Origin of the sequence: Tepidicaulis marinus (genome assembly GCF_000739695.1) — a bacterium.
Lineage (GTDB): Bacteria > Pseudomonadota > Alphaproteobacteria > Parvibaculales > Parvibaculaceae > Tepidicaulis > Tepidicaulis marinus.
In genome coordinates this window covers 1-21496 of sequence record NZ_BBIO01000003.1, presented here as the reverse complement: position 1 = coordinate 21496, position 21496 = coordinate 1, and the positions used below count along the sequence as shown (strand labels likewise).

Genomic DNA, 21496 nt, shown 5'->3' with positions numbered 1-21496 from the left:
TCCGGCAACAGGTCCTTTCCCGATTGTGAGGCGACAGCACCCCTTTTTCCGCGTTACGCTCCGCCAAACGCGAAGAGAAAAGGGAGGGAGGCCGTCATGACCGCATTCAGTGTGAAAGAAATCTGGCGCTATCCGGTCAAGTCCATGCAGGGCGAGCGGCTGGAGGAAACCGTGCTCACGAAAGGCGGTATTCCTTTCGACCGGGGCTGGGCGGTGCGCGATGAGCAGAGCCGGACCATTCGCGGCGCCAAACATATTCCCGGCCTCTTGCATTGCTCGGCCCGCTACCTTGAAGGCACCTCGGCAGGCACCGTGCCGCATGTCGAAATCACACTGCCCGACGGCAGCAAGACGGGCTCGCAGGAAAAAGACGTCAATGCCCGTCTCTCCAAAGCGCTGGAGCGGGAAGTCACGCTCTGGCCGCTGCAGCCGGCCGAAGACAGCGCCCATTACCGCATCAATGAAACGGCAGCTTCCCAGAAAGAGCTCGAGGCGAATATGCGCGCCATGTTCGGCGTGCGCGAAGATGAAACACTGCCCGATCTCAGCGCCATTCCGGGCGAGCTTTTGTCGGAAGTCATGGAATATGCAAGCCCGCGCGGCACCTATTTCGATCTTTATCCGGTGAACCTTCTCACCGAAGCCTCGCTGCGCCGCTTTCAGGAACTCACCCCTTCCTCGAAGCTCGATGTACGCCGCTTCCGCCCGAACTTTCTGATCGCCGACGATGAAAAACTTTCATCGCTCGCCGAATTTTCCTGGGTGGGCAACAAGGTCACGCTCGGCGGCGCGGCTCTCGACATTGCCATCGAATGCATGCGCTGCGTGATGACGACGCGCGAGCAGGCCCCGCATGGACAAGGTGCCATTCCGCGCGATCCGGAAATCATGCGCACGCTGGTGCGCGAGACGAAACACAATCTCTCCGTCTATGCGAATGTCGCAAGCCCCGGCGCGGTGAAGGTTGGGGATGAGGTGCAGGTATAACCTCGCCTCAGCGCTCGGCACGAAGAACCCATGCAGAAGTTGCAATGAGAAGAGACGCCACATGGACCCCGGCTCGGGGGCCGGGGTGACACTTGGTATGTGAAGTCAGACAGTGCCTGTTATCTTACCGATGCTGTCACCCCGGGCTTGTCCCGGGGTCCATACCAATGCTTGCTGCAAGTTCGAAAGCCGGCAGAGGCCTCTTATTCGGCACCTGCATCACGAGGCATAGACGCCTCACTTCCCCTTCGCCCAGTTGAAGGCCTGCTCCATACGGTCATGGCCCCAGAAGAGCTCGTCTGCGACCGTAAAGCTCGGCGCGCCGAAAATGCCGCGCTCCCAGGCTTCATCGGTCTGCGCGCGCAGCGCGTCTTTATTTTCCTGCGTGAAAGCGGCGGCAAAGGCTTCTTCGGGCTCGACGCCGACAAGATCGAGCACTTCGGCGAGCACCGCGTCATCGGAAATCGTCAGCCCGTCGACGAAATTCGCCCGGTAAACGGCGCGGCTAAAATCCTCGCCCCAGCCTTCCTTCATGCCGGCAAGCGCGAGGCGCGCGGCTTTCAGCCCATTCTGCGGAAAGTGTGAGGGCTTGTTGAAGGGCAGCTTATAAGCCGCGCAGAGCCGCTCAAGATCGCGCCACATATAGCGCCCCTTCACCTCATAGACATTGAATGGGGAATCCTGCAGCCCCTGCTCGAAAAAGATCGGCCCGAGCAGCATGGGCCGCCAGATAACCTCCACCCCCGCCTTTTTGGCAAATTCATCCACCCGCATCGCGGCAGGATAAGAATAGGTGCTCGCAAACTCGTACCAGAACTCGATTTTCGCCATATCCATCCCCGCAAAAGGCTTACTAAAGGCTCACTATTGCCCTTTTCCTAGCACGCGGAGCCCTGCGCGGCGATCCTTCAAGGGCGCCGCCTGACTTGCGGAAATGAAGAAGAACGTATGCAACGCCCACGCGGCATCACCAGCCCGCCCTTGCGGAAAGCACCCGATCCGCTCTATACCGGCCTTTCCTTCAACCCCACCGGCCTTCAACCCCACCGGAACACCTGCCGTGGTCAAACTCAGCCCGTTTCACGAACATCCCCAGCGCGAGAAGCTGACGAACGAAGTGCATTCGCGCCCGCCCGCCGAAGTGCCGGGACCGATGATCTGCACCCATTTGGCGCTGCTCACCGGGGAAAACGGCTTTGAAGGCGAGCGCATTCACTTGCGCGAACTGGCCGCGCTGTTCGGCGCGAAAGCCCCGGAAAAATTCGGCAACCACCTGGTGCTGGAGCTCGGCAACCGTAAGCTCGTCTGGGAGCGGCATACGGAATTTTCCACCTATACGTTTTTCGAATATCTGAGCGAGAACCGGAAACCGGAAGAGGCTTTCGCCCATCCGCCTTTAAGCGCGCTGCCGGAAAACTGGAAAGAGAAACTCTCCGGCGAATTGCTCGTCGCCATTAATCTCGCCGTGGTCAGCGCGCCGAGCGAAGAAATCGACCCGCATCTGAATACGCTTTTCGATCCCCAGCGCCTCATCGGCGCGCGGGTGGCGGGCGGCGCAGCGGCGGCCTGGACCGACTTCACGCTGCATGAAGACGGATTGTCGCGCATTCTCATCGCCAACCAGTCTTTAAAGCCGGGGCGCATGGGCCGCCTCGTGCAGCGGCTTCTGGAAATCGAAACCTACCGGATGATGGCGCTTCTGGCCTTCCCGCTCGCCCGCGCGCTTGCCCCTGAAATTTCCAATATGGAACAGGAGCTTGCCCGGATCGCGACGGAAACCGCCTCGATCAAGGGCCTGGCGGACGAGCAGCGCCAATTGCAGGAGCTTACCTCCCTTGCCGCCCGCGTCGAGCAGCTGACCGCACGCACCGATTTCCGCTTTTCCGCTGGCCGGGCCTATTACGATCTTGTGGTGCGGCGCATCGGCGAGCTCGATGAGCAAAAGCTGCCCGGCATCCAGCAAATCTCCACCTTCATGGAGCGCCGCCTGGCGCCGGCTATGAGCACCAGCGAGGCGATGGACCGCCGCTTCGATACGCTCTCCCAGCATATCGCGCGGGCGAGCGGCCTCTTGCGCACACGGGTGGAAATCGCGGTGCAGGAACAGAACCAGAGCCTGCTGTCATCCATGGAAAGCCGCGTGCGCCTGCAAGTGCGCCTCCAGGAGACGGTGGAAGGGCTCTCCGCCGTCGCCATTTCCTATTACCTGCTCGGCATCATTCACTATGCGCTTGAGGCCGCCCATGAGGCGGGCCTGCCCGTCCATCCCAATCTGGCGGTCGGCATCCTCGCCCCCCTCATGCTGGTGGCGGTTTATCTGGGCGTGCGCTCGGTGAGAAAACGCCTGAAAGGTAGCTGAGTGAGGAAAAAATGCGGCCCTCCGGCCCGCCGCGGCTGAAAGAGTGGCCAAACGGCACACGAAAGCCCCGGAAAGACGCTGAAAGACCTTGCGCCCCCTTGTCTCTAGGGGGCTTTTGCCTATAGTGCGCCGCAACACGAAGGGCCGCCCAGCGTCCCGGCACCGGCCTTAGGGACATGGCCGGAAACACCGGCAAGCCGCCACCCTTAGCGAAGGGACACGCCATGCGCGACAGCAAGAAAAACGTCAATAAAGTGGTGCTCGCCTATTCCGGCGGGCTCGACACCTCCATCATCCTGAAATGGCTTCAGGAAGAATATGAGTGCGAGGTCGTCACCTTCACCGCCGATCTCGGCCAGGGCGAAGAGCTGGAGCCGGCCCGTAAGAAGGCCGAAATGCTCGGCATCAAGGAAATCTATATCGAGGATCTGCGCGAGGAATTCGTGCGCGACTACGTCTTCCCGATGTTCCGCGCCAATGCCCTTTATGAAGGCATCTACCTGCTCGGCACCTCCATCGCCCGCCCCCTCATCGCCAAGCGCCAGATCGAAATTGCGCGCGAAGTGGGCGCCGATGCCGTCTGCCACGGGGCAACCGGCAAGGGCAACGACCAGGTCCGTTTCGAGCTCGGCTATTACGCGCTGAACCCGGAGATCAAGGTCATCGCCCCCTGGCGCGAATGGGACCTGACCTCGCGCACGCGGCTCATCGAATTCGCCGAAAAGCATCAGATCCCGATCGCCAAAGACAAGCGCGGCGAAGCGCCCTTCTCGGTGGACGCGAATCTTCTGCACATCTCCGCCGAAGGCAAGGTGCTGGAAGACCCGGCCGAAGAAGCGCCCGAATACGTCCACAGCCGCACCGTCTCCCCGGAAGAGGCGCCCGACAAGCCGACCTATATCGAGATCGGTTTTGAAAAAGGCGATCCCGTTTCCATCGACGGGGAAAAGCTGTCCCCCGCCGCCCTTCTCACCAAGCTAAATAAGCTAGGCGGGGACAATGGCATCGGCCGGCTCGACCTTGTGGAAAACCGTTTCGTCGGCATGAAGTCCCGCGGCGTTTACGAAACGCCGGGCGGCACGGTGCTGCTTGCCGCCCACCGCGGCATGGAAAGTCTGACCCTCGATAGGGGCGCCATGCATCTGAAAGATGAAATCATGCCGCGCTATGCCGAGCTTATCTATAACGGTTTCTGGTGGAGCCCGGAGCGCGAGATGCTGCAGGCGCTGATCGACAAGAGCCAGGAAATGGTGACGGGCTCCGTGCGCGTCAAACTTTATAAGGGCAATGCCACCGTTGTCGGGCGTTCCTCGCCCTATTCGCTCTATTCCATGGAGCACGTCACTTTCGAAGAAGACAGCGTTTACGACCAGCGCGATGCGGAAGGCTTCATCAAGCTGAATGCGCTGCGCCTGCGTCTTCTTCGCTCCCGTAACAACCGCGTAAAGTCATAGCAGAGGTATCATGCGTCTAGACGCCATCCCGATTGGCAAGAACCCGCCCTACGACATCAATGTCGTGATCGAAGTCCCCCATGGCGGCTATCCGGTGAAGTACGAGCTTGATAAGGCATCGGGCGCACTGGTGGTGGACCGTTTCCTCCACACCTCCATGAATTATCCCTGCAATTACGGCTTCGTGCCCCACACGCTGTCCGATGACGGTGATCCGGTGGACGTGCTCGTCGTCTCGCGCATTCCGGTCGTGCCCGGCGCCATCATGCGCTGCCGGCCCATCGGCGTTTTGATGATGGAAGATGAAGCGGGCCAGGACGAAAAACTTCTCGCCGTGCCCGTCGATGCGCTCAATCCTTATTACAAGAATGTTGCGTCTTACGAAGACCTGCCGGAAATTTTGATCAAACGCATCGCGCATTTCTTCGAGCATTATAAAGACCTCGAAGACGGCAAATGGGTGAAGGTCAACCGCTGGGGCGGTCCGGAAGAAGCCGCGGGCCTCATCGTCACCGGCATCGAAGCGGCGAAGAACGCAAAAGAAGCCGCCGAGTAAGTCCGGCTTCTTTAAAGATTTGAAAACCGGTCCCTGAAAAACGGGCCGGTTTTTTGTTGCCCGCCCCCGCACTTGTACTTTTGCAAAACTGAACCGCCCGCCCCCTTGCGCGGCCTGCGCCCTCTTGCGCATGCTTGCATCCGCTGAAGGGAGAAAGTCATGCCGCAAAGCGCCGAAGAGACCTACAAACTCTGGCATCAATTCGTCGAAACGGGCGATGCGAAATTTCTGCCCGCGCTCTTTGCCGAAGATGCGGTACTGCGCACGCCGGTTTACTGGAAAGAGCGCAAGGGCATCGAGGTTTTCGTCATCATGAGCTGCGTACCCGAAGCGCTCGGCCCCATCAAGTATGTGCGTGAATGGATCGACGGCAAGGACTGGGCGCTCGAATTTTCCGGCAAGATCGATGACATTGAATTCAAAGGCATCGACCTCATCACGCTGGGCGAGGACAATAAGATCAAACTGATCGAGGTGATGCTGCGCCCGCCGAATGCCGGCGCGCTTTTCCGCGCGCGCATGGAAAAGGCAGTGACGAAGGCAAAGGCGGCGCTGGAAAAGGGAAGGCCCCCTTCTTAAAAGGGAACGGCGGCAGCGGGCAATTCCCAGCCCGGCTGAAGCCCCAGCACCTGGCCCGCGACTTCCTGAGCAAGCTTATCGCCATCGGATGAATTGGTGAGAATGACAACGCCGCCCCGGCGCGCCGGATCGATCACCATGAGCGAGGCAAAGCCCGGATTGGCGCCCCACTGCCAATAGGTCTTGCGCCCTTCCGCTTCGCGCATGCCGATGCCGAGCCCCCATTCCATCCCATCTCTCACGGGTACGGTTTCGCTTACCATCCGCTCGCGCCATTCGGTCCCCAGACGGCGCGCCTGAATGAAGCCCGCCACGAAGCGGCCAAGATCGCCCGCCGTGCTGCGCAAAGAGTTTGCCGCATTGAGCTCGCCCGCCGGCATGCGCGGCACCGGAATATGCTGACTCAAAAGAGCGACGCTGAGACCAATGGCAATAAGAAAGGAAACAGCGCTGACAAGCCGCCCGCTCCCCTCATCCCCGCGCGAAAGCGTGCCGTCGCGCGGTCCGTAAAAGCCGAGCACCCCGGCAAGAAAACTGACAATAAAATAGAGAACGGCAAGGGCGGCAAGATAAGCGATCGTCACGATCAGGATGAACGGCATGCGCCCCGTCCCGATATAGGGCCAGACCAGCGCCACCGCAGTGACAAAGGCAAGGCCTGCAGGCGGTAAAGCATCCGTCCAATAATATTTGGGCCGGTCGAGCGCGAAGCGGTAAAGCGCCCAGCCCGCGCCGATAAAGATCAGGCTGAGAGCAAGGAAAGGCAGAAGAATGATCAGCACCGGCTGCAGCACCGGCACATAGCCGCGCGCCAGGGCTCCGAGCGAGGCCGGCGGCAGCGCAAAATAACTTTCCTCCATGCCGAAAGGCGCGAAGACAAGATCGCGCATCACGGTTTGAAAATCCGCCGCCGCAATCTCTTCCACGGCATGTTGCAGATACATATAGCCGATACCGGAATAGGAGAACTTGCGCCCCGGCGCGAAGGCAAGCTCGCTGTCGGGCGCGGCGGTATTATTGCCGAGACCGGATGTGTGGGTGAGCAATTGGCGCGCCGTCAGGGCGGAAACATCGCCCCCTTCCATGGGCCAGGGCCGGGGCAGTGCTTTTTGAAGCGGCGCATCCAGCGGCAGGAAACCTTCCCGCGCCAGAATGAGAATGCCGTAAGCGCTGACGCTTTTGCCGAGCGAGGCCGCCTCGAAGAGCGTCTTCTTCGTCACCGGCGCGCCGTTCCAGGTGTCGGCAAGGCCGAACGTGCCTTCATAGACAAGCTGCCCGTCCCGCACCACGGCAATGGCCGCGCCCGGCACATCAAGCTCGGCAAGGCGGCGGGGCACATAAAGCTCCATCGCCTGAACCATCTCTTCCTGGGGCCAGGAAAGCATGCCTTGCCCCTCGCGGTAGCGGTCGGCGGCGGCCGGCAAGGCCAGCGTGAATAACGCGAGAAACAGAAAAGAGGACAGCACCGGTGAGAGGCGCGCACAACCCGCTGAAAAAATCCGCCCCATTGGCCCCCTCATCCTTACCCCTCGATGCCGCTCAATCGATCGGCATGCGCGGGATTTGAAAATTGAGCCGCAGCCCGTCGATCTTCTGGCGCAGCTCCGGCTCCAGAACGCCCGCCTCCGCCGCCTTGGCGCAGGCGCGCAGCTCCTCGCGGTTTTTCACGCCGAGCACGACCGTATCCACCCCGTCCATGGAAAGCGCATAGCGATGCGCAAGGATCGCCGGGTCCCCGCCAAGCTCCGCGCATAATTTGCGAAAAGGGGCCGCTTTTTCATAATCGCGCACTTCCGGATGATCGGCCGGCAAGTCCCGGTCGAGCGCCTTTGTCAGCGCGCCGGCCTGCACCGCCCGGATACCCATCACCCCGACACCGTTATTTTTCGCCGTGCGGATGATATTGCGCGGCTCCGGCGGCTCGTCATAGCGGCGCATGGACCCAGGAGAATCGAGAAGATTGGTTACGGCCTGGACGGCGGCGGGTTTTTCCTCATGGCGCAGCGCATCCATGATGGATTTCGGCAGGCCCGTGCCCGTGATCCCCCAATCGCCGATCAGTCCTTCTGCCTTCAGCTTCGCCATCGCCGGAATAACGCTGTCCACGTAAAGGCTCCAGCGCGTTGCCCAGCGCGTCTGCGTTTGCGCATCGTGCTGATAGACGTAATCGTCCGGACAGATATTCGTGTGGAGGAAAAAGAGGTCGACGCGCTCCAGCTTCATCGCGTCAAGGCTGCGGCGGAGCGAGGCTTCGAGCTTGCCGTAAACATCGCCGGGCTCTGGCGAGCCCAGAAAACATTTCGTCGTCACCCGCGTGCCCTCGGGCAGCTTTCCCCCAAATGCCTCGCCCATGACGGCTTCCGCTTCCCCGCGCCCATAAAGCGGGGCCATATCGAACAGCGTAATGCCGAGACCGGCCGCCTCGCGCGCCGTTGCCACCGCTTCTTCGCGGTCCGTTTCACCCCAGACCTGACCGAGCCCTCCGCCCCCGAGGGTGAGCAGACTGACGGGCCATAAAGAGCCGAGCGGGCGCTGTTCCATATCGATAGGCCTTCCTTACAATCCTTCTGGCGCGGCGATCCCGGCCTGGCGGCAAGCGGCAATGAGCGTATTGTGCAAGAGGCAAGCGATCGTCATGGGACCGACGCCGCCGGGCACCGGCGTAATGGCGCCGGCCACTTCCTTTGCCGCTTCAAAATCCACATCCCCCACAAGGCGGGTTTTGCCTTCGCCTTTTTCCGGCGCGGGAATGCGGTTCATGCCGACATCGATGACAATTGCGCCGGGCTTCACCCAGTCGCCTTTCACCATCTTTGCGCGTCCGACCGCGGCAACGAGAATGTCCGCGCTGGCGGCCACCTTGGCAAGATCCGCCGTGCGCGAATGAGCGATCGTGACGGTGCAGTTCTCTTTCAAAAGCAGCTGCGCCACCGGCTTACCGACAAGATTGGAGCGGCCGATCACCACCGCGTTCTTGCCTGCAATATCCGCCATGACATCCTTGATCAGCATCAGGCAGCCAAGCGGCGTGCAGGAAACAAGCCCGTCAAGCCCGCTGGCAAGGCGCCCGGCATTCACGGGGTGCAGCCCGTCCACGTCCTTGTCCGGCGAAATCGTATCGATGACTTTCTGCTGGCTGATCTGATCCGGCACCGGAAATTGCACAAGAATGCCGTGCACGGACGGATCGGCGTTGAGCTCGCGGACTTTCGCAAGCAAGTCTTCTTCGCTCGTATCCGCAGGCAGTTTGAACTCGAAGGAGTTCATGCCCACTTCCTTCGTCGCAATGCCCTTGTTGCGGACATAGACCTCGCTTGCCGGATCGTTGCCCACCAGCACAACCGCAAGGCCCGGCGTCAGCCCATGGTCTTTTTGAAGCCGCGCCACATGGTCGCCGATGCGCCCGCGCAGGCCCGCCGCATAGGCTTTGCCGTCGATGATCCGTGCCGTCATCCCATCTTCCGTCATTTTTTCCTGGCAGCCGCCTCGAGCCGGGCCGTCAGAGCCCCGCCCTCTTGCCGCTGCGCATCTTCAATCAATACCACTTTCGTGCGGCCCGTTTGCCCGCTCAAAACGCGAAGACGCCCGGCGGGCAGACCGAGCGACTTGGCAAGCAGTTTCAAAACGGCCCCGTTCGCTTTTCCCTTTTCCGGCGCCGCGCTCACACGCAGCCGCAAGAGAGGTGACCCGTCCGCATCTTCCTCCCAGCCATCGATCCGGCTGGCTTTGGCCCCCGGCACTACTTTCAAGGTAAGCGCGAGGCCTTCGGGATGAGAGCGCAGCCCCGCGCCCTTCTCCCCTGCTTTCTCCGGCCCGCCGCTCAATAGCCCATCAGCGCCGGGGCGACATAATAGGCGATGATGTCCTGCAGCAGGATAAGTCCCAGAATGAGCACCACTGGCGAAAGGTCGAGGCCGCCCAGATCCGGCAAGACCCGGCGGATCGGCCGCATGGCAGGTTCCGTCATCCGGTAAAGCATATCGGCCACCGTGAAGACGAAACGGTTCTGCGTGTTCACCACATTGAAGGCGATGAGCCAGCTTAAGATAGCGCTCGCGATCACGATCCAGATGTAAAGCTGGATAACGAGCATGATGATATTGAGAAAGGGCATATGCCGCCGCCTTGCGAATCTGTGAGAAAATCCCGAGGCTTAGATGTAAACGCGCTGGCCCCCTTGCGCAAGATGCCCGCCGCCGCGCCTGGCGCCGCTTTGGCGGGCGCACGCTCTTGCCTCGCCTCTTGACAGCGCCCGCCTCCCGGCCCTAAAGAACCCGAATTCCGGGCGCCCGCCGCCCGCCTTATGGGGCCGTAGCTCAGTTGGGAGAGCGCGTCGTTCGCAATGACGAGGTCAGGGGTTCGATTCCCCTCGGCTCCACCATATCCCCGTCGCATCACGCGCTGACATGGTGATTCTAGCATGAACCACCTTGGAGCCGACAAGCCCTAAATGAGGGAACGGCTGTGATTTAGGCTTGATGCTTTCCGAAAAGTAAAAACCCCGCAGCGGGAACTGCGGGGCTTTGAGAAACGCTTTGAATGCGCTCGCCTGAACTGTGAGTGCATTTTAGGCGACGGAACCCTGTTGTCAACTGCCTGGGCAGTGCGCAGGGCATTAAGCCGATGCCGAAATGCATATGGAACAAGTAGCTGCAACTGAAACGCACGTCGGACACGAAGCTGTTCATGCAAGGGGCTTCGCCAAGCGCGCGGAGAATTTCGAGAGCGTGAACATGCTTGCCGAACAGTTTGAGGGGGATCCCCACTACGCATCGATCAGGGCAGGGTCACTGGTCGGGTCAGCCTTTGTGCTTGTGGAACCGGACTTGCCGGGGAAAGCCGAAAAGGTCCTGCATGTGCTCGTCCAGCACACGCCGCGCGAGGCCTGGAAGAGCGGTAAGACCATCAAATGCACATTGAGCAACGCACGAATCGCGGGGCTGTGCGGCCTCAACAAGCGCAGCGTTGTGCGCCTGCTGGCCCTGCTGGAAGAGCGCGGCTGGCTGGTGCGCCGCTATACCAGGGCGAATCAGCGCTACGGGGCGGGCGGCATTGACCTGCGCCCCCTCGCCCGGCGCCTGCCGGAGCTCGAGGCGGCCTATGCGCGGTTCAATGAGGAGCTGAGGGAAGAGCGGGAGCGGCTGCACGAGGAGCGCCTCGATATCCCGGCCCCTGTGGAAAGTGCAGAGGATCCGGAACCCGGGAAGGTTACCAGTGCATCCAGACATGACATGAGGGACAACCTAAACCTCTACAATAAAACCTCTGGTCTTACAGACCTTGTACAAGAGCAGGCAGAAGGGTGCCGGCCGTGTCCTCCTCCAGCCCCCTCGCAGACAGAGCCTCTGGCCAGCGACAAGGATCTGGTTTGCCTCATGGCGGAGGCCTCCCCCACCCTGCAGCGCCAGCTTGAGTCAGCGCATCTGGAGGAGCTGCTTTGCGGAGAACCCTCGCATACGGCCCTGCAGGACGTATCGCGGTCCATCGGCTGGCTGGTGCGCCAATACGTGCGGATCAGGCCGGACGCCTGGCAGAAAGCCGTCGAGCGGCATGGCTGGGCGGCGCTTGCGGCCGTTCTGGTGGCCGTGGACCGGCAGGGGATCAAAAACCCCGGGGCCTACCTCTTCTCCATGCTGCAATCCTCGATTTTGAGACAAACGATCCATCACAACCTGCGATCGCTTTGCAGGCAGGGAGGCGGCAATGCATGAGCTTGAGCATATGCTGCGCGTGGTGAATCCTCAGCTTGAGCTGATGCGGATGCTGGTGCTGACTTTCTCCAAGGTCTCCCGCTGGCAATCCGATGAGGAATGGCACCTTTTGACGCTTCTGGTAACGCTCGAAGAGGATCAGGAGAAGTGGCGCCGCCGGGACCTGGTGATTCCGGCACGGCTTCGGTATTGGAGCGGGCTACACCGCAAGACACCCAAAGCGATCCGCCGCACACTGCGCCGTCTCGAGCGGCGGCGATGGCTGAGATGCATCTACGACCGCTCAGGCAAGAACCTTGTGGCGGTCGATCTGGACCCGGTTCTGCAGCGCCTGCCCCTGCTCTGGGAGCTTGAGGAGCCGCCTACCGAGGAGCGGGCGGAGGAGAAGGCCCGGATCGATGCCATTCTGCGCGAGATGGCGCGTAGCGGGCCGGAACGGCCGGTTGGCTGATTATTTCTCATCCAGCCTCTTGCCCCATGCCTCGCCTATGCGTCGTCGTGCTGCTTGCCGCGATCTGGTCAGCAATTCCGCTGTCGGGCTCATGTCAGCTGCGCCTCACATCGGGCTGTCCGTCCCGGCTTGTCTGCTTGGGCGCTCCCGTGCCGGTGCTCAACCCCAAAGAGGCGCCCCGTGTTGCGGCCGTTCCGGCCGCTGCCCGCGCCAGGCGCCATTTTGAGGCCGCTCCTGCCGTCGCTTGAGCCCCGTCCCGCTGTCCGCCCTTCCGGCAGCCATAGACGGACACCCCATTCGATGGAGACGAACATGAGCAACAAACCGACACACCGCGTCTTTCAGGTGATCGAAACCGGCAAGGGCAAGAAGTTCTGGAACCGCATTGGCGGCGCCTGGGAGCATGAAGACGGCGACGGCTTCAATCTGAGCCTGAACAGCTTTCCTCTCGACGGCCGCATGGTCATCCGCCGCATCGAGAAAGACGACGAGGAATGATCAGAGCCTGGCCCCGGAGCTTGTCTCCGGGGCAGTTTCTAATCTCCCGGTACTGCCAGATATGTGTTGCGCAGAACTGAGCGTGCGGGCGCCGGACGCTTAATAACCTCTCCCGAAGATGTCTTGCCGACATACGGCCAATCAGCATGAACGCGCATGTAAAACTGAAGCCATTGTGCAGGCGGTTTGAACATGATTTCAACGTGCTCACCCGTCCGCTTGTCCTTTATCGGCGTGCACACAATCTTGTCCGTGATTAAATGCAAAAGCATCCGAATTGATGCAGCATATTTGCGATTACCCCACTCATATCCAATCACATCGACCGCGCGCACAAGGTGACGCTTGATTGTGGTTGTCGATACGCCAGCCTTTGGCACTGGCGGCAATGCCAAAATATAATCACGTCGCTCCTGCAGCTCCGTCAGCCGATTATAGTCAACTTTGACGCCATGCTCGATAGCATCCAGAAGCCTGGCAATACGAAGCTCAAGCGCTGCCGCCTCCTTTTCCAGCTCACGCCGCTCTCTTAGCTCTCGTTCAATACCGCCCGAAAACATCGCATTCCAATCATCGACACTGGCAATAAAGTTGGAAAGTTCAGCAAGAAACACCGACGCGAGCCGGTCCTCTCGCCATCCACGCGAGTTTTTGCATTTCTTCTCAAACCTATGCGTCACACAAACATATCTTGTGCTGTTAGCCAGGTTCTTTATACCACCACACCATCCACACTTGACCAATCCCGTCAGAGGGCGAACATTTTGCGCACCCTTGACGGGCACCTTATGCCGCCTAACAGAAGCCTTATTGGAAACACTTCGATTTCGCCGCCGCTCTCCAATAATCTTCTGCGCCTTTGACCAAAGACCATCAGAAACAATCCGCAATTCCGGAACCGGCACCTTGACCCAATCTCCGATTGGATTGACAACATACTTTTTCCGCCCGGTGCGCGGGTCCATGACTCGATGCGTTCGGTTATATACCAGCAATCCACGATAAAGATCATTATACAGAATGCCGCGAAACCGGCTTGCCTCCCCACTTATCGCAGCCGTACGCCACAATCCTCCACCCGGCGAGGGAACGCCCTCATCATTCAGCGATTGCACAATCTGCCTGACAGGGATACCGGAGGTAAATTCTTCAAAAATTCGGCGCACAATCACAGCCTGATTTGGGTCCACCTCGCGCAGGCCATTTACGTATTTACCGCGCTCATCCACAACCCCGCGAACAGCTCTATATCCATAAGCCACACTTGAGGTTGCCCTTCCGGCCGTCGCTATCGCTCTATGTGCTCTGCGCACTTTGTCTTTCATGTCGCGCAGATAAAGCGCATTCATCGTTCCCTTGAACCCAACATGCAGATCACTCACCTCACCCTCGTGTGCCGTCCAAACCTTTACGCCATAATGCTGCAAAAGCTCATAGATCGACGCAATGTCCGACAGGGATCGCGATATACGGTCAAGCCCTTCAGCAACAATAAGATCAATGTCACGGTTTTCCGCAGCTTCAAGCAAAGCAGTTAAGCCAGGGCGCGACATTGTAGAGCCAGAAAGCGCCGCATCACTAAAGACAGCTTTGGCTTTCGCTTCGCCGAAATGACGCTCCATCAAGGAGGTACAAAGGGCAACCTGATCCTCAATGGATGCAGGATTCTGAAGGTCACTCGAATATCGAGCGTAGATTGCAATGCGCATGGCTTCACCGGCCCGGATTACGCTGGGCCACAACTTGCTTTTGATGTGATGCCTGGCTCATGCAGCGGGGGTATGAGCTGGGGACGTGATCCTAAATAAGCGATTCCGCTCTGATAGGGAAGATAGGTACCAAACAAACCCACCATTGCTTTCGAATTTTCTAAGCACGCTTTCTCGAACCCATTGAACGAGTTTGCACAAGATTGAATGTGCTTGCATGAGTTTGCATGTCATTGCACGAGATCACGGTCCGTTGCGCACGATATAGGCAGCACACCAGAAAGTGTTCAGAGCTATTCCCATGAGGAGTTCGCACTTGCGACCGTTAGCCACAGCAAAGGACTCATATTGCTTTTGGCGGGCTGCTGCGCATAATGATTGCCATGGTCAGGCTAACCTCTAGAATCGTTATGATCAGCATTTTGCTCAGCCTGCTTTCGCTGGCTAGCGCGCATGATGTGATTCTTGACGGAACGACGCAGGGCTTAAGCGCCAGTGGCGAAAGTGTTGACCACAGCAATGCTGCGCCCGGTGCCGATAAATGCGAAGTCTGCCACATTTTCCAGCACATGGACGTGCCGGCCCCGCAGCTTGCGCGGGCTTTTTTCGGTGAAGCCTGCGTATCCCCAGGTCGTGCAGCTGATGCTGAAAGCCTTGCCCACACTCCCGATGGGCCACCTCCTCAAGATTTGATCGCCTGAATGCACTGCGCCCCACGCTGGGCGCTCTGAGATATCCTTCTATCTACAGGTGATCCATGAAAGCCAGTACCCGCTTATTGCGGCAGGGGCTGCTTGGCGCGTGTCTGCTCTCTGCGCAGACAGTTCCCGCGCTTGCCGCTCACCCCATCACTCTCTCTGAAGCCGTCCGAATTGCCCTCACTCAGAACCTCTCTGTTGAAAGAGCGGCACAGGGACTTGAGGAGCGCAAAGCCCTCTCCCAGCAAGCTGCCGTGTTACCCAACCCCGAAATCGGGGCAGAGGCGGAAAACATTCTCGGCTCCGGCCCTTATGAGGGCCTGGACGAAGCTGATTTTACCGTAAGCCTGTCCCAGCGCATCGAGATTGGCGGTAAACGCGCGGCGCGCGTGAAAGCGGCACAACAAGCCGAAGCCGTATCGCAAGCGGCCCGGGACGCAACCGAACGGGCCCTCCAGAAAGATGTCTCGATTGCCTTCAATCACCTGCTTGCCGCCCAGGAACAGGTAAAAGCCGCCAAAGAAGCAGCGGAGGCCATCAAGCGTCTCTTGCCTGCCTTGCGCGAAAAGGTGGAACGGGGCGCATCTTCAGAAGCAGACTTGAACCGGGGACAGCTCGCGCTCGATCTGGCCGAAATCCGGTTATCGAACAGCGAGACACAATTGCGCACAGCGCAGCAGGCGCTTCTGGCCCTGTGGTCCGAGCCTGCCTACCGTCCCGTAGAGGCAGCCGGGACCTTTGGCGTGCCTGACAGTAATCTACCGTCTTTTGAGGAACTGAATACGCGTCTTGAAGAAAACCCCCTGCTTGAGAGTAGACGCGCGGAAGTCGAGCAGCGCCGGGCCACGTTCGACCTTGAACGGGCAAAGGCCGTACCGGACCCCACTATCAGTGCCGGCACGAGGTATTTCAATGCGACGGATGAAAGCGCTTTTCTGGTTTCCTTCTCGATCCCCCTCACCGTTTTCGACCGGAACAGAGGCAATATCGATGCAGCTGCGAGCCGCATTACCCAAGCTGATCTTGGTGTACGGCTTTCTCACGCAGAGTTGAGCCGGAAACTGCAGGAAGCCTATCAGGCCTATACTGGCCGGTGTGGTGAAGCGGAGCGCCTGCACCGCTCTGTCCTGCCTGCCGCAGAGCAGACGTCTCGGACCATTCGCAACGGCTATATCCGGGGGCGCTTCGGCGTGCTCGATCTTCTAGGTGCTACGCAAACGGAGATAGAAAGCGAAATTCAGGCTGTAGAGGCTGTGCTCGCTTGCCGCAATGCCGCTGCCGAAATCGCCGGGCTAACCGGTCTCGACCTTCTGAATACCGGCGCCGCATCCCGCCGCAAAGCCGGAGAGTAATTGACATGAAAAATACCACCCCAAAGAAGATGTTCCTGTTCCTCAGCGTTCTGCTCCTTCTTGCCGCTCCAGCCTACGCCAGCGGGCCACACGAAGAAGAAGATGACCACCACGAGGATAAGGAGCATGAAGAAGAGCACAAAGAAGGAGAGCATGAGGAAGGAACAATCCATCTCTCCGAAGATCAGCTTGCAACGGCGGAGCTCGGCATCCGCCGGGCCGAGGCAGGAACAATCACCCCCTCACTGAATGTGTTCGGCCTCATCCGCCCCAATCAGGAGAAACTGGTTCACATCGTGCCGCGCTTTTCGGGTGTCGTTCTGGATGTGAAAAAACGGCTCGGCGAAAAGGTCGAAGAAGGCGATGCGCTCGCCGTGATGGAAAGCAATGAAAGCCTGCGCGCCTATACCCTGCGCGCGCCAAGCAGCGGGCAGATCGTACAATGGAATGTTGCACCAGGCCAATATGCGGGCACCAGCGACACCTTGATGGTGATTGCCGACCTCGGTTCAGTCTGGCTTGATCTTCAGATCCACACGCATGATGCTGATCTCATACGGGAGGGGCAGGCCGTCACCTTCGAAGGGCGCGTGGATGACAAGCCCGTTACATCGGAAATCGGTTACGTATCGCCAATTGCCGCGCAGGACACGCAAAGCCTGTTAGCGCGCGCTGTTATTCCAAATGTTGAAGGCCATCTCAATCCAGGTCTTTATGTCACCGCCAAGGTTAGCTTGCAGCCGGTCGAAGCTTCCATCGTGATTGCACGCAGTGCCGTCCAGTATGAAGGGCCGGATCCCGTCATATATGTGCCTGCCGGAGCGGGGGAATTCGAAGAGCGCCGGATCACACTCGGCCAGGCGGACGACACCCATGTCGAACTTCTTGATGGTTTGGCGCCTGGCGAGCCCTATGTGGCGGACAACGCGTTCATTCTCAAAGCCGAGGCGGGCAAAAATGCCGCCTCCCATTCGCATTAAGGGAGGCGCGCATGATTTCCCGTATCGTTTCCTTCTGTGTGGCACATCGCTGGCTGGTCCTGTTGACCACAGCATTTGTCGCCGCCTTCGGCATTTACAACTTCACACGCCTGCCCATCGATGCCGTGCCGGATATCACGAATATCCAGGTGCAGATAAATTCCGCCGCTCCCGGCTATTCCCCCGTGGAGGTGGAACAGCGCGTGACCTTCCCGCTTGAAACGGCAATGGGCGGCCTTCCGGGGCTGGACTACACAAGGTCTCTTTCTCGCTACGGCCTTTCCCAGATTACGGTTGTCTTTGAGGACGGAACGGATATTTACCGCGCGCGTCAATTGATCGGCGAGCGCATTCAGGCTGTATCAGGCGAACTTCCTGCCGATGTCGAAACCTCCATGGGGCCCATCTCAACAGGCCTGGGCGAAATCTACATGTACACGGTAGAGGCTGAACCTGGTGTGCTGACTGAAGAAGGCGTGCCTTATACGCTGTCGGACCTCCGGGCGCTGCATGACTGGGTGGTGCGCCCGCAGCTGCGCACCGTAGGCGGTGTCGTCGAAGTCAATGCGATTGGCGGGTATGAGCGCCAACTTCATATCGTGCCAGATCCTTATAAACTCACCTCATATAATCTCAGTTTCCACGACGTGGTGCGTGCGCTCGAACATAATAATATCAATGTCGGCGCAGGCTATATCGAGCGCAGCGGCGAGCAATATCTCATCCGTGTACCGGGTCAGGCAGAAAAAGCGGATGAGTTTGCCGAAATCCTGCTCGGTACACATAAAGGACGCCCCATCTATGTGCATGATGTGGCGGACGTTACGTTCGGAAAGGAGCTACGTACCGGCGCAGCAACGCATAATGGCAAAGAAACGGTGCTGGGCACCGCAGTCATGCTGATCGGTGAAAACAGCCGGGACGTGGCGGCGGATGTCGGCACGAAGCTCGAATCCATACAAAAGAGCCTGCCGCCCGGCGTGAAGATCACCACGCTCTATGACCGAACCTCTCTGGTTCAAAAAACCATTGCCACGGTCCGCACCAATCTGGTGGAAGGCGCAGCCCTCGTCATTGTGGTGCTCTTCGTGTTGCTGCGCAATTTCCGTGCAGCGCTCATTACGGCAGCGGTTATTCCCCTTTCCATGCTCATTACGGTGAGCGGCATGGTGGAATACAAGATCAGCGCGAACCTGATGAGCCTCGGCGCCATCGACTTCGGGCTAATTGTCGACGGCGCCGTTATCATTGTCGAAAACTGCCTGCGGCGGTTGTCGGACGAGCAGAAACGGTTCGGCCATACACTGAGCATAAAGGACCGCTTTGCTGTTGTGACGGACGCAACGCGGGAGGTGATGACACCGGCTATGTTCGGTTCGTTCATTATTACGGTGGTCTATCTGCCCGTCCTCACCCTCACCGGCGTTGAAGGCAAGATGTTCACCCCCATGGCACTCACCGTCGTGATCGCGCTTCTCTCGGCCATGGTGCTGGCACTCACCTTCGTGCCAGCTGCTATCGCCATCTTCATTCGCGGTGATGTGGTGGAGAAAGAAAGTCCTGTCATGCGCTGGGCGCAAAGGGGTTATGACCCGGCGCTTGGATGGGCGATGCGGCATCAGAAGGCCGTGGCGGCCGGAGCCGTCGTGCTTGTCGTTATCGCGGCGTTGGGTGCAACACGCTTCGGCACGGAGTTCATCCCCCGCCTCGATGAGGGAGATGTCGCTGTCCAGGCGCTGCGTGCACCGGGCACCAGCCTCACCCAATCGGTTGAGATGCAGCAGAAAATCGAAAAGGCGTTGCTGGAACTGCCGGAGGTGCGGGAAGTCTTTGCAAGAACCGGCACGGCTGAAGTGGCAACAGATGCCATGCCCCCCAATATCTCCGACGGCTATGTCATGATTAAGCCGAGAGACGAATGGCCGGACTCCGGCAAGTCTAAGGAAACGCTGCTGGAAGAGATAGATGCGATCCTGGCAACACTGCCTGGCAATAATTACGAAATCTCCCAGCCCATCGAACTGCGCTTCAATGAGTTGATTTCCGGCGTGCGCGCCGATCTCGGCATCAAGATCTACGGCGATGACATGGACACGCTTCTGGCCTCAGCCAATGAAGTCGCAGCGGTCATGCGGCAGATCGAGGGCGCCTCGGGCGTCAATGTGGAACAGGTTTCAGGCCTGCCGGTGCTGTCCATCGAGATCAAGCGGGACATGGCGGCCCGCTTCGGCCTCAATGTGGCGGATATTCAGGAGGTGGTGCGTGCTGCCATGGGCGGGGCGCGCGCGGGCACGTTTTATGAGGGAGATTGGCGCACGCCCGTCATCGTCCGCCTTCCCGAAGATCTGCGGGAAGATATCGACCGGTTAAGGGACCTGCCCATTCCCCTGCCGCCGGAGCATCAGGATGAAACGGCGCAACCTGTCTCCTATTCGCCGTTCGATGGGGCGATGCCGCGTGTCGTGCCGCTCCAGGCCGTGGCGGATATCCGCCTCGTACCCGGCCCCAACCAGATAAGCAGGGAAAACAGCAAGCGCCGCATCACCGTTTCCGCCAACATCAGAGACAGGGACCTCGGCTCCTTTGTCGAGGAGGCACAAGCCGCCGTCGATGCCCAAGTAAGCCTGCCCCCCGGCTATTGGTTCGAATGGGGCGGGCAGTTCGAGCAACTCGTCTCGGCAGCGCAGCGGCTCAGCATCGTTGTTCCGGCGGCGCTGGTGCTCATCTTTGCGCTTCTTTTTGCCAGCCTTGGTAACGCAAAGGACGCGCTGCTCGTCTTCTCCGGCGTTCCCCTCGCCCTGACCGGCGGGCTGGCCGCCCTCGCCTTGCGGGGCCTGCCGCTTTCCATCTCGGCAGGGGTCGGCTTTATCGCGCTTTCCGGCGTTGCCGTGCTGAACGGCCTCGTCATCATCAGTTTCATCAAGAACCTGCGCCAGCAAGGCAAGGAGCTGGATGAAGCGATCTGGGAGGGTGCCGCCAAGCGGCTCCGCCCGGTGCTGATGACAGCGCTGGTTGCCTCGCTCGGCTTCGTGCCCATGGCTCTCGCCACAAGCGCAGGCGCCGAGGTTCAGCGTCCGCTTGCTACCGTGGTGATCGGCGGGATCATCTCCTCGACGCTTCTCACGCTTCTCGTGCTCCCTGCCATCTACCGGCTGGCTCACGCCAGGGAAGCTTGAGTGACTTATGGGAGGGCTTGGTCAGCAAATCTCGCCCTCCCTTTCGCTTTGCGCGGCCGCTGACGAATAGCTAGCCCGTCTAAAGCCACTCAAAGCTCTAAGTGTATGATTTTCCATGCGATTGAATGAGTTTGAACGAGTTTGCATAGGTTCGCACTAGATCGCACGAGTTTGAATGAAATCGCACGAAATTACCCTGTCGTTTCGGGGGCAGGATATGGCGGGTGGGCCCACCCGCCGCCGCTAATGCGGCCTCCTGCTTATTCGCACGGCTGCGCCGTGCTCAACGATTTGACATTCGTTCCTGTGAATAAGGCGTACCTCCGTCGTCTTGGGCGCGCGTGTTTAGACGTCTCGGCGTTCTGCTGCGCCGCCGTGCCAAAGGGCATAGATCGATGGAATGACGATCAATGCTAGTGCCGTGGCGCTCAGGATGCCGCCGATCATCGGCGCTGCAATGGGGGCCATGACCTCCGTTCCCGTTCCTTCCAGGAGCATGACAGGCAAGAGCCCTGCGATCACCGTCAGGAAGGTCATGACGATCGGGCGCAAGCGCCGCAATGCGCCCTGGCGGATGGCGTTCTCCACTTCTTCGCGCGATGGGGCGCGGCCCTCGTTCAATGCAAGTTCACGCAAGGCCTTCAGCTCCTGCCTCAGATACATGATCATCAGCACGCCCACCTCGATGGCGACCCCTGCCAGCGCGATGAACCCGACTGCTACGGCGACAGAGAGGTTGTATCCCAGAATGTCGATCAGCCATAAGCTGCCCACCAAGGCGAATGGCAGAGTGCCCATGATGATCAGCACGTCCCGGATATCCTTGAAGGCAAAATAAAGCAGCATGGCGATGATGAGCACCATGACGGGCCCCAGCAGCGTCAACCGCTCCTGTGCCCGCAAGAGATATTCATATTGCCCGGACCAGGAAATAGAATAGCCGGCGGGCAGATCGAGCGCGCCGTTTACCGCTTCCTTCGCATCAG

The 21496-nt window shown here is 59.5% G+C and carries 20 protein-coding genes and 1 tRNA gene; 13 read left to right on the top strand and 8 right to left on the bottom strand.

The annotated features are described in order from the left end of the window. The first annotated feature begins 96 nt into the window (after positions 1 to 96). Positions 97 to 987: an MOSC domain-containing protein gene (locus tag M2A_RS03600; protein WP_045443136.1), complete on the top strand. Its 891-nt coding sequence runs from the start codon at positions 97 to 99 to the stop codon at positions 985 to 987. Positions 988 to 1224: 237 nt separating this feature from the next. On the opposite strand, the gene M2A_RS03595 is transcribed toward M2A_RS03600, so the two are convergent. After that, a complete protein-coding gene (locus M2A_RS03595) occupies positions 1225 to 1818 on the bottom strand; it encodes a 2-hydroxychromene-2-carboxylate isomerase (protein WP_197052826.1) in 594 nt (197 codons plus the stop codon). A 229-nt stretch (positions 1819 to 2047) separates the two neighbouring features. Here M2A_RS03595 and M2A_RS03590 point away from each other — a divergent pair, with 229 nt between their 5' ends. The 4 genes from M2A_RS03590 to M2A_RS03575 all read left to right on the top strand — a co-directional run bounded on the left by M2A_RS03590 (position 2048) and on the right by M2A_RS03575 (position 5935). After that, positions 2048 to 3346 carry a DUF3422 family protein gene (locus M2A_RS03590; RefSeq protein WP_045443130.1) on the top strand — a complete coding sequence of 433 codons (1299 nt, stop codon included), beginning with the start codon at positions 2048 to 2050 and terminating at the stop codon, positions 3344 to 3346. Positions 3347 to 3570: 224 nt separating this feature from the next. Beyond that, positions 3571 to 4800 (top strand): argininosuccinate synthase, encoded by a 1230-nt coding sequence (locus tag M2A_RS03585; RefSeq protein WP_045443127.1) that lies wholly within the window; start codon positions 3571 to 3573, stop codon positions 4798 to 4800. Positions 4801 to 4810: 10 nt separating this feature from the next. Next, positions 4811 to 5356 carry an inorganic diphosphatase gene (ppa, locus tag M2A_RS03580; protein ID WP_045443124.1) on the top strand — a complete coding sequence of 182 codons (546 nt, stop codon included), beginning with the start codon at positions 4811 to 4813 and terminating at the stop codon, positions 5354 to 5356. A 159-nt stretch (positions 5357 to 5515) separates the two neighbouring features. Continuing rightward, a complete protein-coding gene (locus tag M2A_RS03575; RefSeq protein ID WP_052379179.1) occupies positions 5516 to 5935 on the top strand; it encodes a hypothetical protein in 420 nt (139 codons plus the stop codon). Here the strand turns inward: M2A_RS03575 and M2A_RS03570 are convergent. The 5 genes from M2A_RS03570 to M2A_RS03550 form a co-directional block, all read right to left on the bottom strand. Further along, the gene (locus M2A_RS03570) at positions 5932 to 7320 is read right to left on the bottom strand and encodes a serine hydrolase domain-containing protein (RefSeq protein WP_158597266.1); all 1389 of its coding nucleotides are present in this window, start codon (positions 7318 to 7320) and stop codon (positions 5932 to 5934) included. The genes M2A_RS03575 and M2A_RS03570 overlap by 4 nt on opposite strands. A gap of 154 nt (positions 7321 to 7474) precedes the next feature. Then, on the bottom strand, positions 7475 to 8476 hold the full coding sequence (locus M2A_RS03565) for an aldo/keto reductase (RefSeq protein ID WP_045443118.1): 1002 nt from the start codon (positions 8474 to 8476) through the stop codon (positions 7475 to 7477). A 15-nt stretch (positions 8477 to 8491) separates the two neighbouring features. Continuing rightward, the gene (folD, locus tag M2A_RS03560; RefSeq protein ID WP_045443680.1) at positions 8492 to 9388 is read right to left on the bottom strand and encodes a bifunctional methylenetetrahydrofolate dehydrogenase/methenyltetrahydrofolate cyclohydrolase FolD; all 897 of its coding nucleotides are present in this window, start codon (positions 9386 to 9388) and stop codon (positions 8492 to 8494) included. An 11-nt stretch (positions 9389 to 9399) separates the two neighbouring features. After that, on the bottom strand, positions 9400 to 9759 hold the full coding sequence (locus tag M2A_RS03555; RefSeq protein ID WP_244444369.1) for a DUF167 domain-containing protein: 360 nt from the start codon (positions 9757 to 9759) through the stop codon (positions 9400 to 9402). Further along, positions 9756 to 10049, bottom strand: coding sequence for a YggT family protein (locus M2A_RS03550; RefSeq protein WP_045443115.1), 294 nt, complete (start codon positions 10047 to 10049; stop codon positions 9756 to 9758). The genes M2A_RS03555 and M2A_RS03550 overlap by 4 nt, the downstream gene beginning before the upstream one ends. Before the next feature lie 191 nt (positions 10050 to 10240). Between M2A_RS03550 and M2A_RS03545 the strand changes: the two genes are divergently transcribed. From M2A_RS03545 to M2A_RS03530, 4 genes are all read left to right on the top strand, one after another. Continuing rightward, positions 10241 to 10316, top strand: a tRNA-Ala gene (locus M2A_RS03545). Positions 10317 to 10572: 256 nt separating this feature from the next. Then, positions 10573 to 11646: a helix-turn-helix domain-containing protein gene (locus tag M2A_RS03540; protein ID WP_197052825.1), complete on the top strand. Its 1074-nt coding sequence runs from the start codon at positions 10573 to 10575 to the stop codon at positions 11644 to 11646. Further along, on the top strand, positions 11639 to 12097 hold the full coding sequence (locus M2A_RS03535; protein ID WP_045443110.1) for a hypothetical protein: 459 nt from the start codon (positions 11639 to 11641) through the stop codon (positions 12095 to 12097). The genes M2A_RS03540 and M2A_RS03535 overlap by 8 nt, the downstream gene beginning before the upstream one ends. Before the next feature lie 312 nt (positions 12098 to 12409). Further along, complete coding sequence (locus M2A_RS03530) at positions 12410 to 12595, top strand: hypothetical protein (RefSeq protein WP_244444368.1); 186 nt, start codon at positions 12410 to 12412, stop codon at positions 12593 to 12595. 38 nt (positions 12596 to 12633) lie between these two features. Here the strand turns inward: M2A_RS03530 and M2A_RS17100 are convergent, their stop codons facing one another. Beyond that, positions 12634 to 14304, bottom strand: a complete 1671-nt coding sequence (locus M2A_RS17100) for a recombinase family protein (protein ID WP_052379178.1) — start codon at positions 14302 to 14304, stop codon at positions 12634 to 12636. Between the two features lie 410 nt (positions 14305 to 14714). Between M2A_RS17100 and M2A_RS17935 the strand changes: the two genes are divergently transcribed. Genes M2A_RS17935 through M2A_RS03510 form a run of 4 tightly spaced genes read left to right on the top strand, consistent with a single transcriptional unit; the run spans position 14715 to position 20510 of the window. After that, entirely contained in the window at positions 14715 to 15005 is a 291-nt protein-coding gene (locus M2A_RS17935) for a hypothetical protein (protein ID WP_156101666.1), read from the top strand. Between the two features lie 56 nt (positions 15006 to 15061). Further along, a complete protein-coding gene (locus M2A_RS03520; RefSeq protein WP_045443104.1) occupies positions 15062 to 16354 on the top strand; it encodes a TolC family protein in 1293 nt (430 codons plus the stop codon). 5 nt (positions 16355 to 16359) lie between these two features. After that, positions 16360 to 17334, top strand: coding sequence for an efflux RND transporter periplasmic adaptor subunit (locus M2A_RS03515; protein ID WP_081875362.1), 975 nt, complete (start codon positions 16360 to 16362; stop codon positions 17332 to 17334). A gap of 11 nt (positions 17335 to 17345) precedes the next feature. Next, positions 17346 to 20510 (top strand): efflux RND transporter permease subunit, encoded by a 3165-nt coding sequence (locus M2A_RS03510; protein WP_045443101.1) that lies wholly within the window; start codon positions 17346 to 17348, stop codon positions 20508 to 20510. A gap of 345 nt (positions 20511 to 20855) precedes the next feature. On the opposite strand, the gene M2A_RS03505 is transcribed toward M2A_RS03510, so the two are convergent. Then, positions 20856 to 21496: efflux RND transporter permease subunit (locus M2A_RS03505; protein ID WP_045443098.1), on the bottom strand; the 641-nt coding region annotated here is incomplete at its 5' end.

Coding starts and splice junctions, on each gene's coding strand:
- M2A_RS03550 (WP_045443115.1), bottom strand. CDS start 10,049: ATGCCCTTTCTCAATATCATCATGCTCGTTATCCAGCTTTACATCTGG.
- M2A_RS03515 (WP_081875362.1), top strand. CDS start 16,360: ATGAAAAATACCACCCCAAAGAAGATGTTCCTGTTCCTCAGCGTTCTG.
- ppa (WP_045443124.1), top strand. CDS start 4,811: ATGCGTCTAGACGCCATCCCGATTGGCAAGAACCCGCCCTACGACATC.
- M2A_RS03570 (WP_158597266.1), bottom strand. CDS start 7,320: ATGCTTTCCTGGCCCCAGGAAGAGATGGTTCAGGCGATGGAGCTTTAT.
- M2A_RS03540 (WP_197052825.1), top strand. CDS start 10,573: ATGGAACAAGTAGCTGCAACTGAAACGCACGTCGGACACGAAGCTGTT.
- M2A_RS17935 (WP_156101666.1), top strand. CDS start 14,715: ATGATCAGCATTTTGCTCAGCCTGCTTTCGCTGGCTAGCGCGCATGAT.
- M2A_RS03530 (WP_244444368.1), top strand. CDS start 12,410: ATGAGCAACAAACCGACACACCGCGTCTTTCAGGTGATCGAAACCGGC.
- M2A_RS03575 (WP_052379179.1), top strand. CDS start 5,516: ATGCCGCAAAGCGCCGAAGAGACCTACAAACTCTGGCATCAATTCGTC.
- M2A_RS17100 (WP_052379178.1), bottom strand. CDS start 14,304: ATGCGCATTGCAATCTACGCTCGATATTCGAGTGACCTTCAGAATCCT.
- M2A_RS03565 (WP_045443118.1), bottom strand. CDS start 8,476: ATGGAACAGCGCCCGCTCGGCTCTTTATGGCCCGTCAGTCTGCTCACC.
- M2A_RS03585 (WP_045443127.1), top strand. CDS start 3,571: ATGCGCGACAGCAAGAAAAACGTCAATAAAGTGGTGCTCGCCTATTCC.
- M2A_RS03510 (WP_045443101.1), top strand. CDS start 17,346: ATGATTTCCCGTATCGTTTCCTTCTGTGTGGCACATCGCTGGCTGGTC.
- M2A_RS03535 (WP_045443110.1), top strand. CDS start 11,639: ATGCATGAGCTTGAGCATATGCTGCGCGTGGTGAATCCTCAGCTTGAG.
- M2A_RS03595 (WP_197052826.1), bottom strand. CDS start 1,818: ATGGCGAAAATCGAGTTCTGGTACGAGTTTGCGAGCACCTATTCTTAT.
- M2A_RS03520 (WP_045443104.1), top strand. CDS start 15,062: ATGAAAGCCAGTACCCGCTTATTGCGGCAGGGGCTGCTTGGCGCGTGT.
- folD (WP_045443680.1), bottom strand. CDS start 9,388: ATGACGGCACGGATCATCGACGGCAAAGCCTATGCGGCGGGCCTGCGC.
- M2A_RS03600 (WP_045443136.1), top strand. CDS start 97: ATGACCGCATTCAGTGTGAAAGAAATCTGGCGCTATCCGGTCAAGTCC.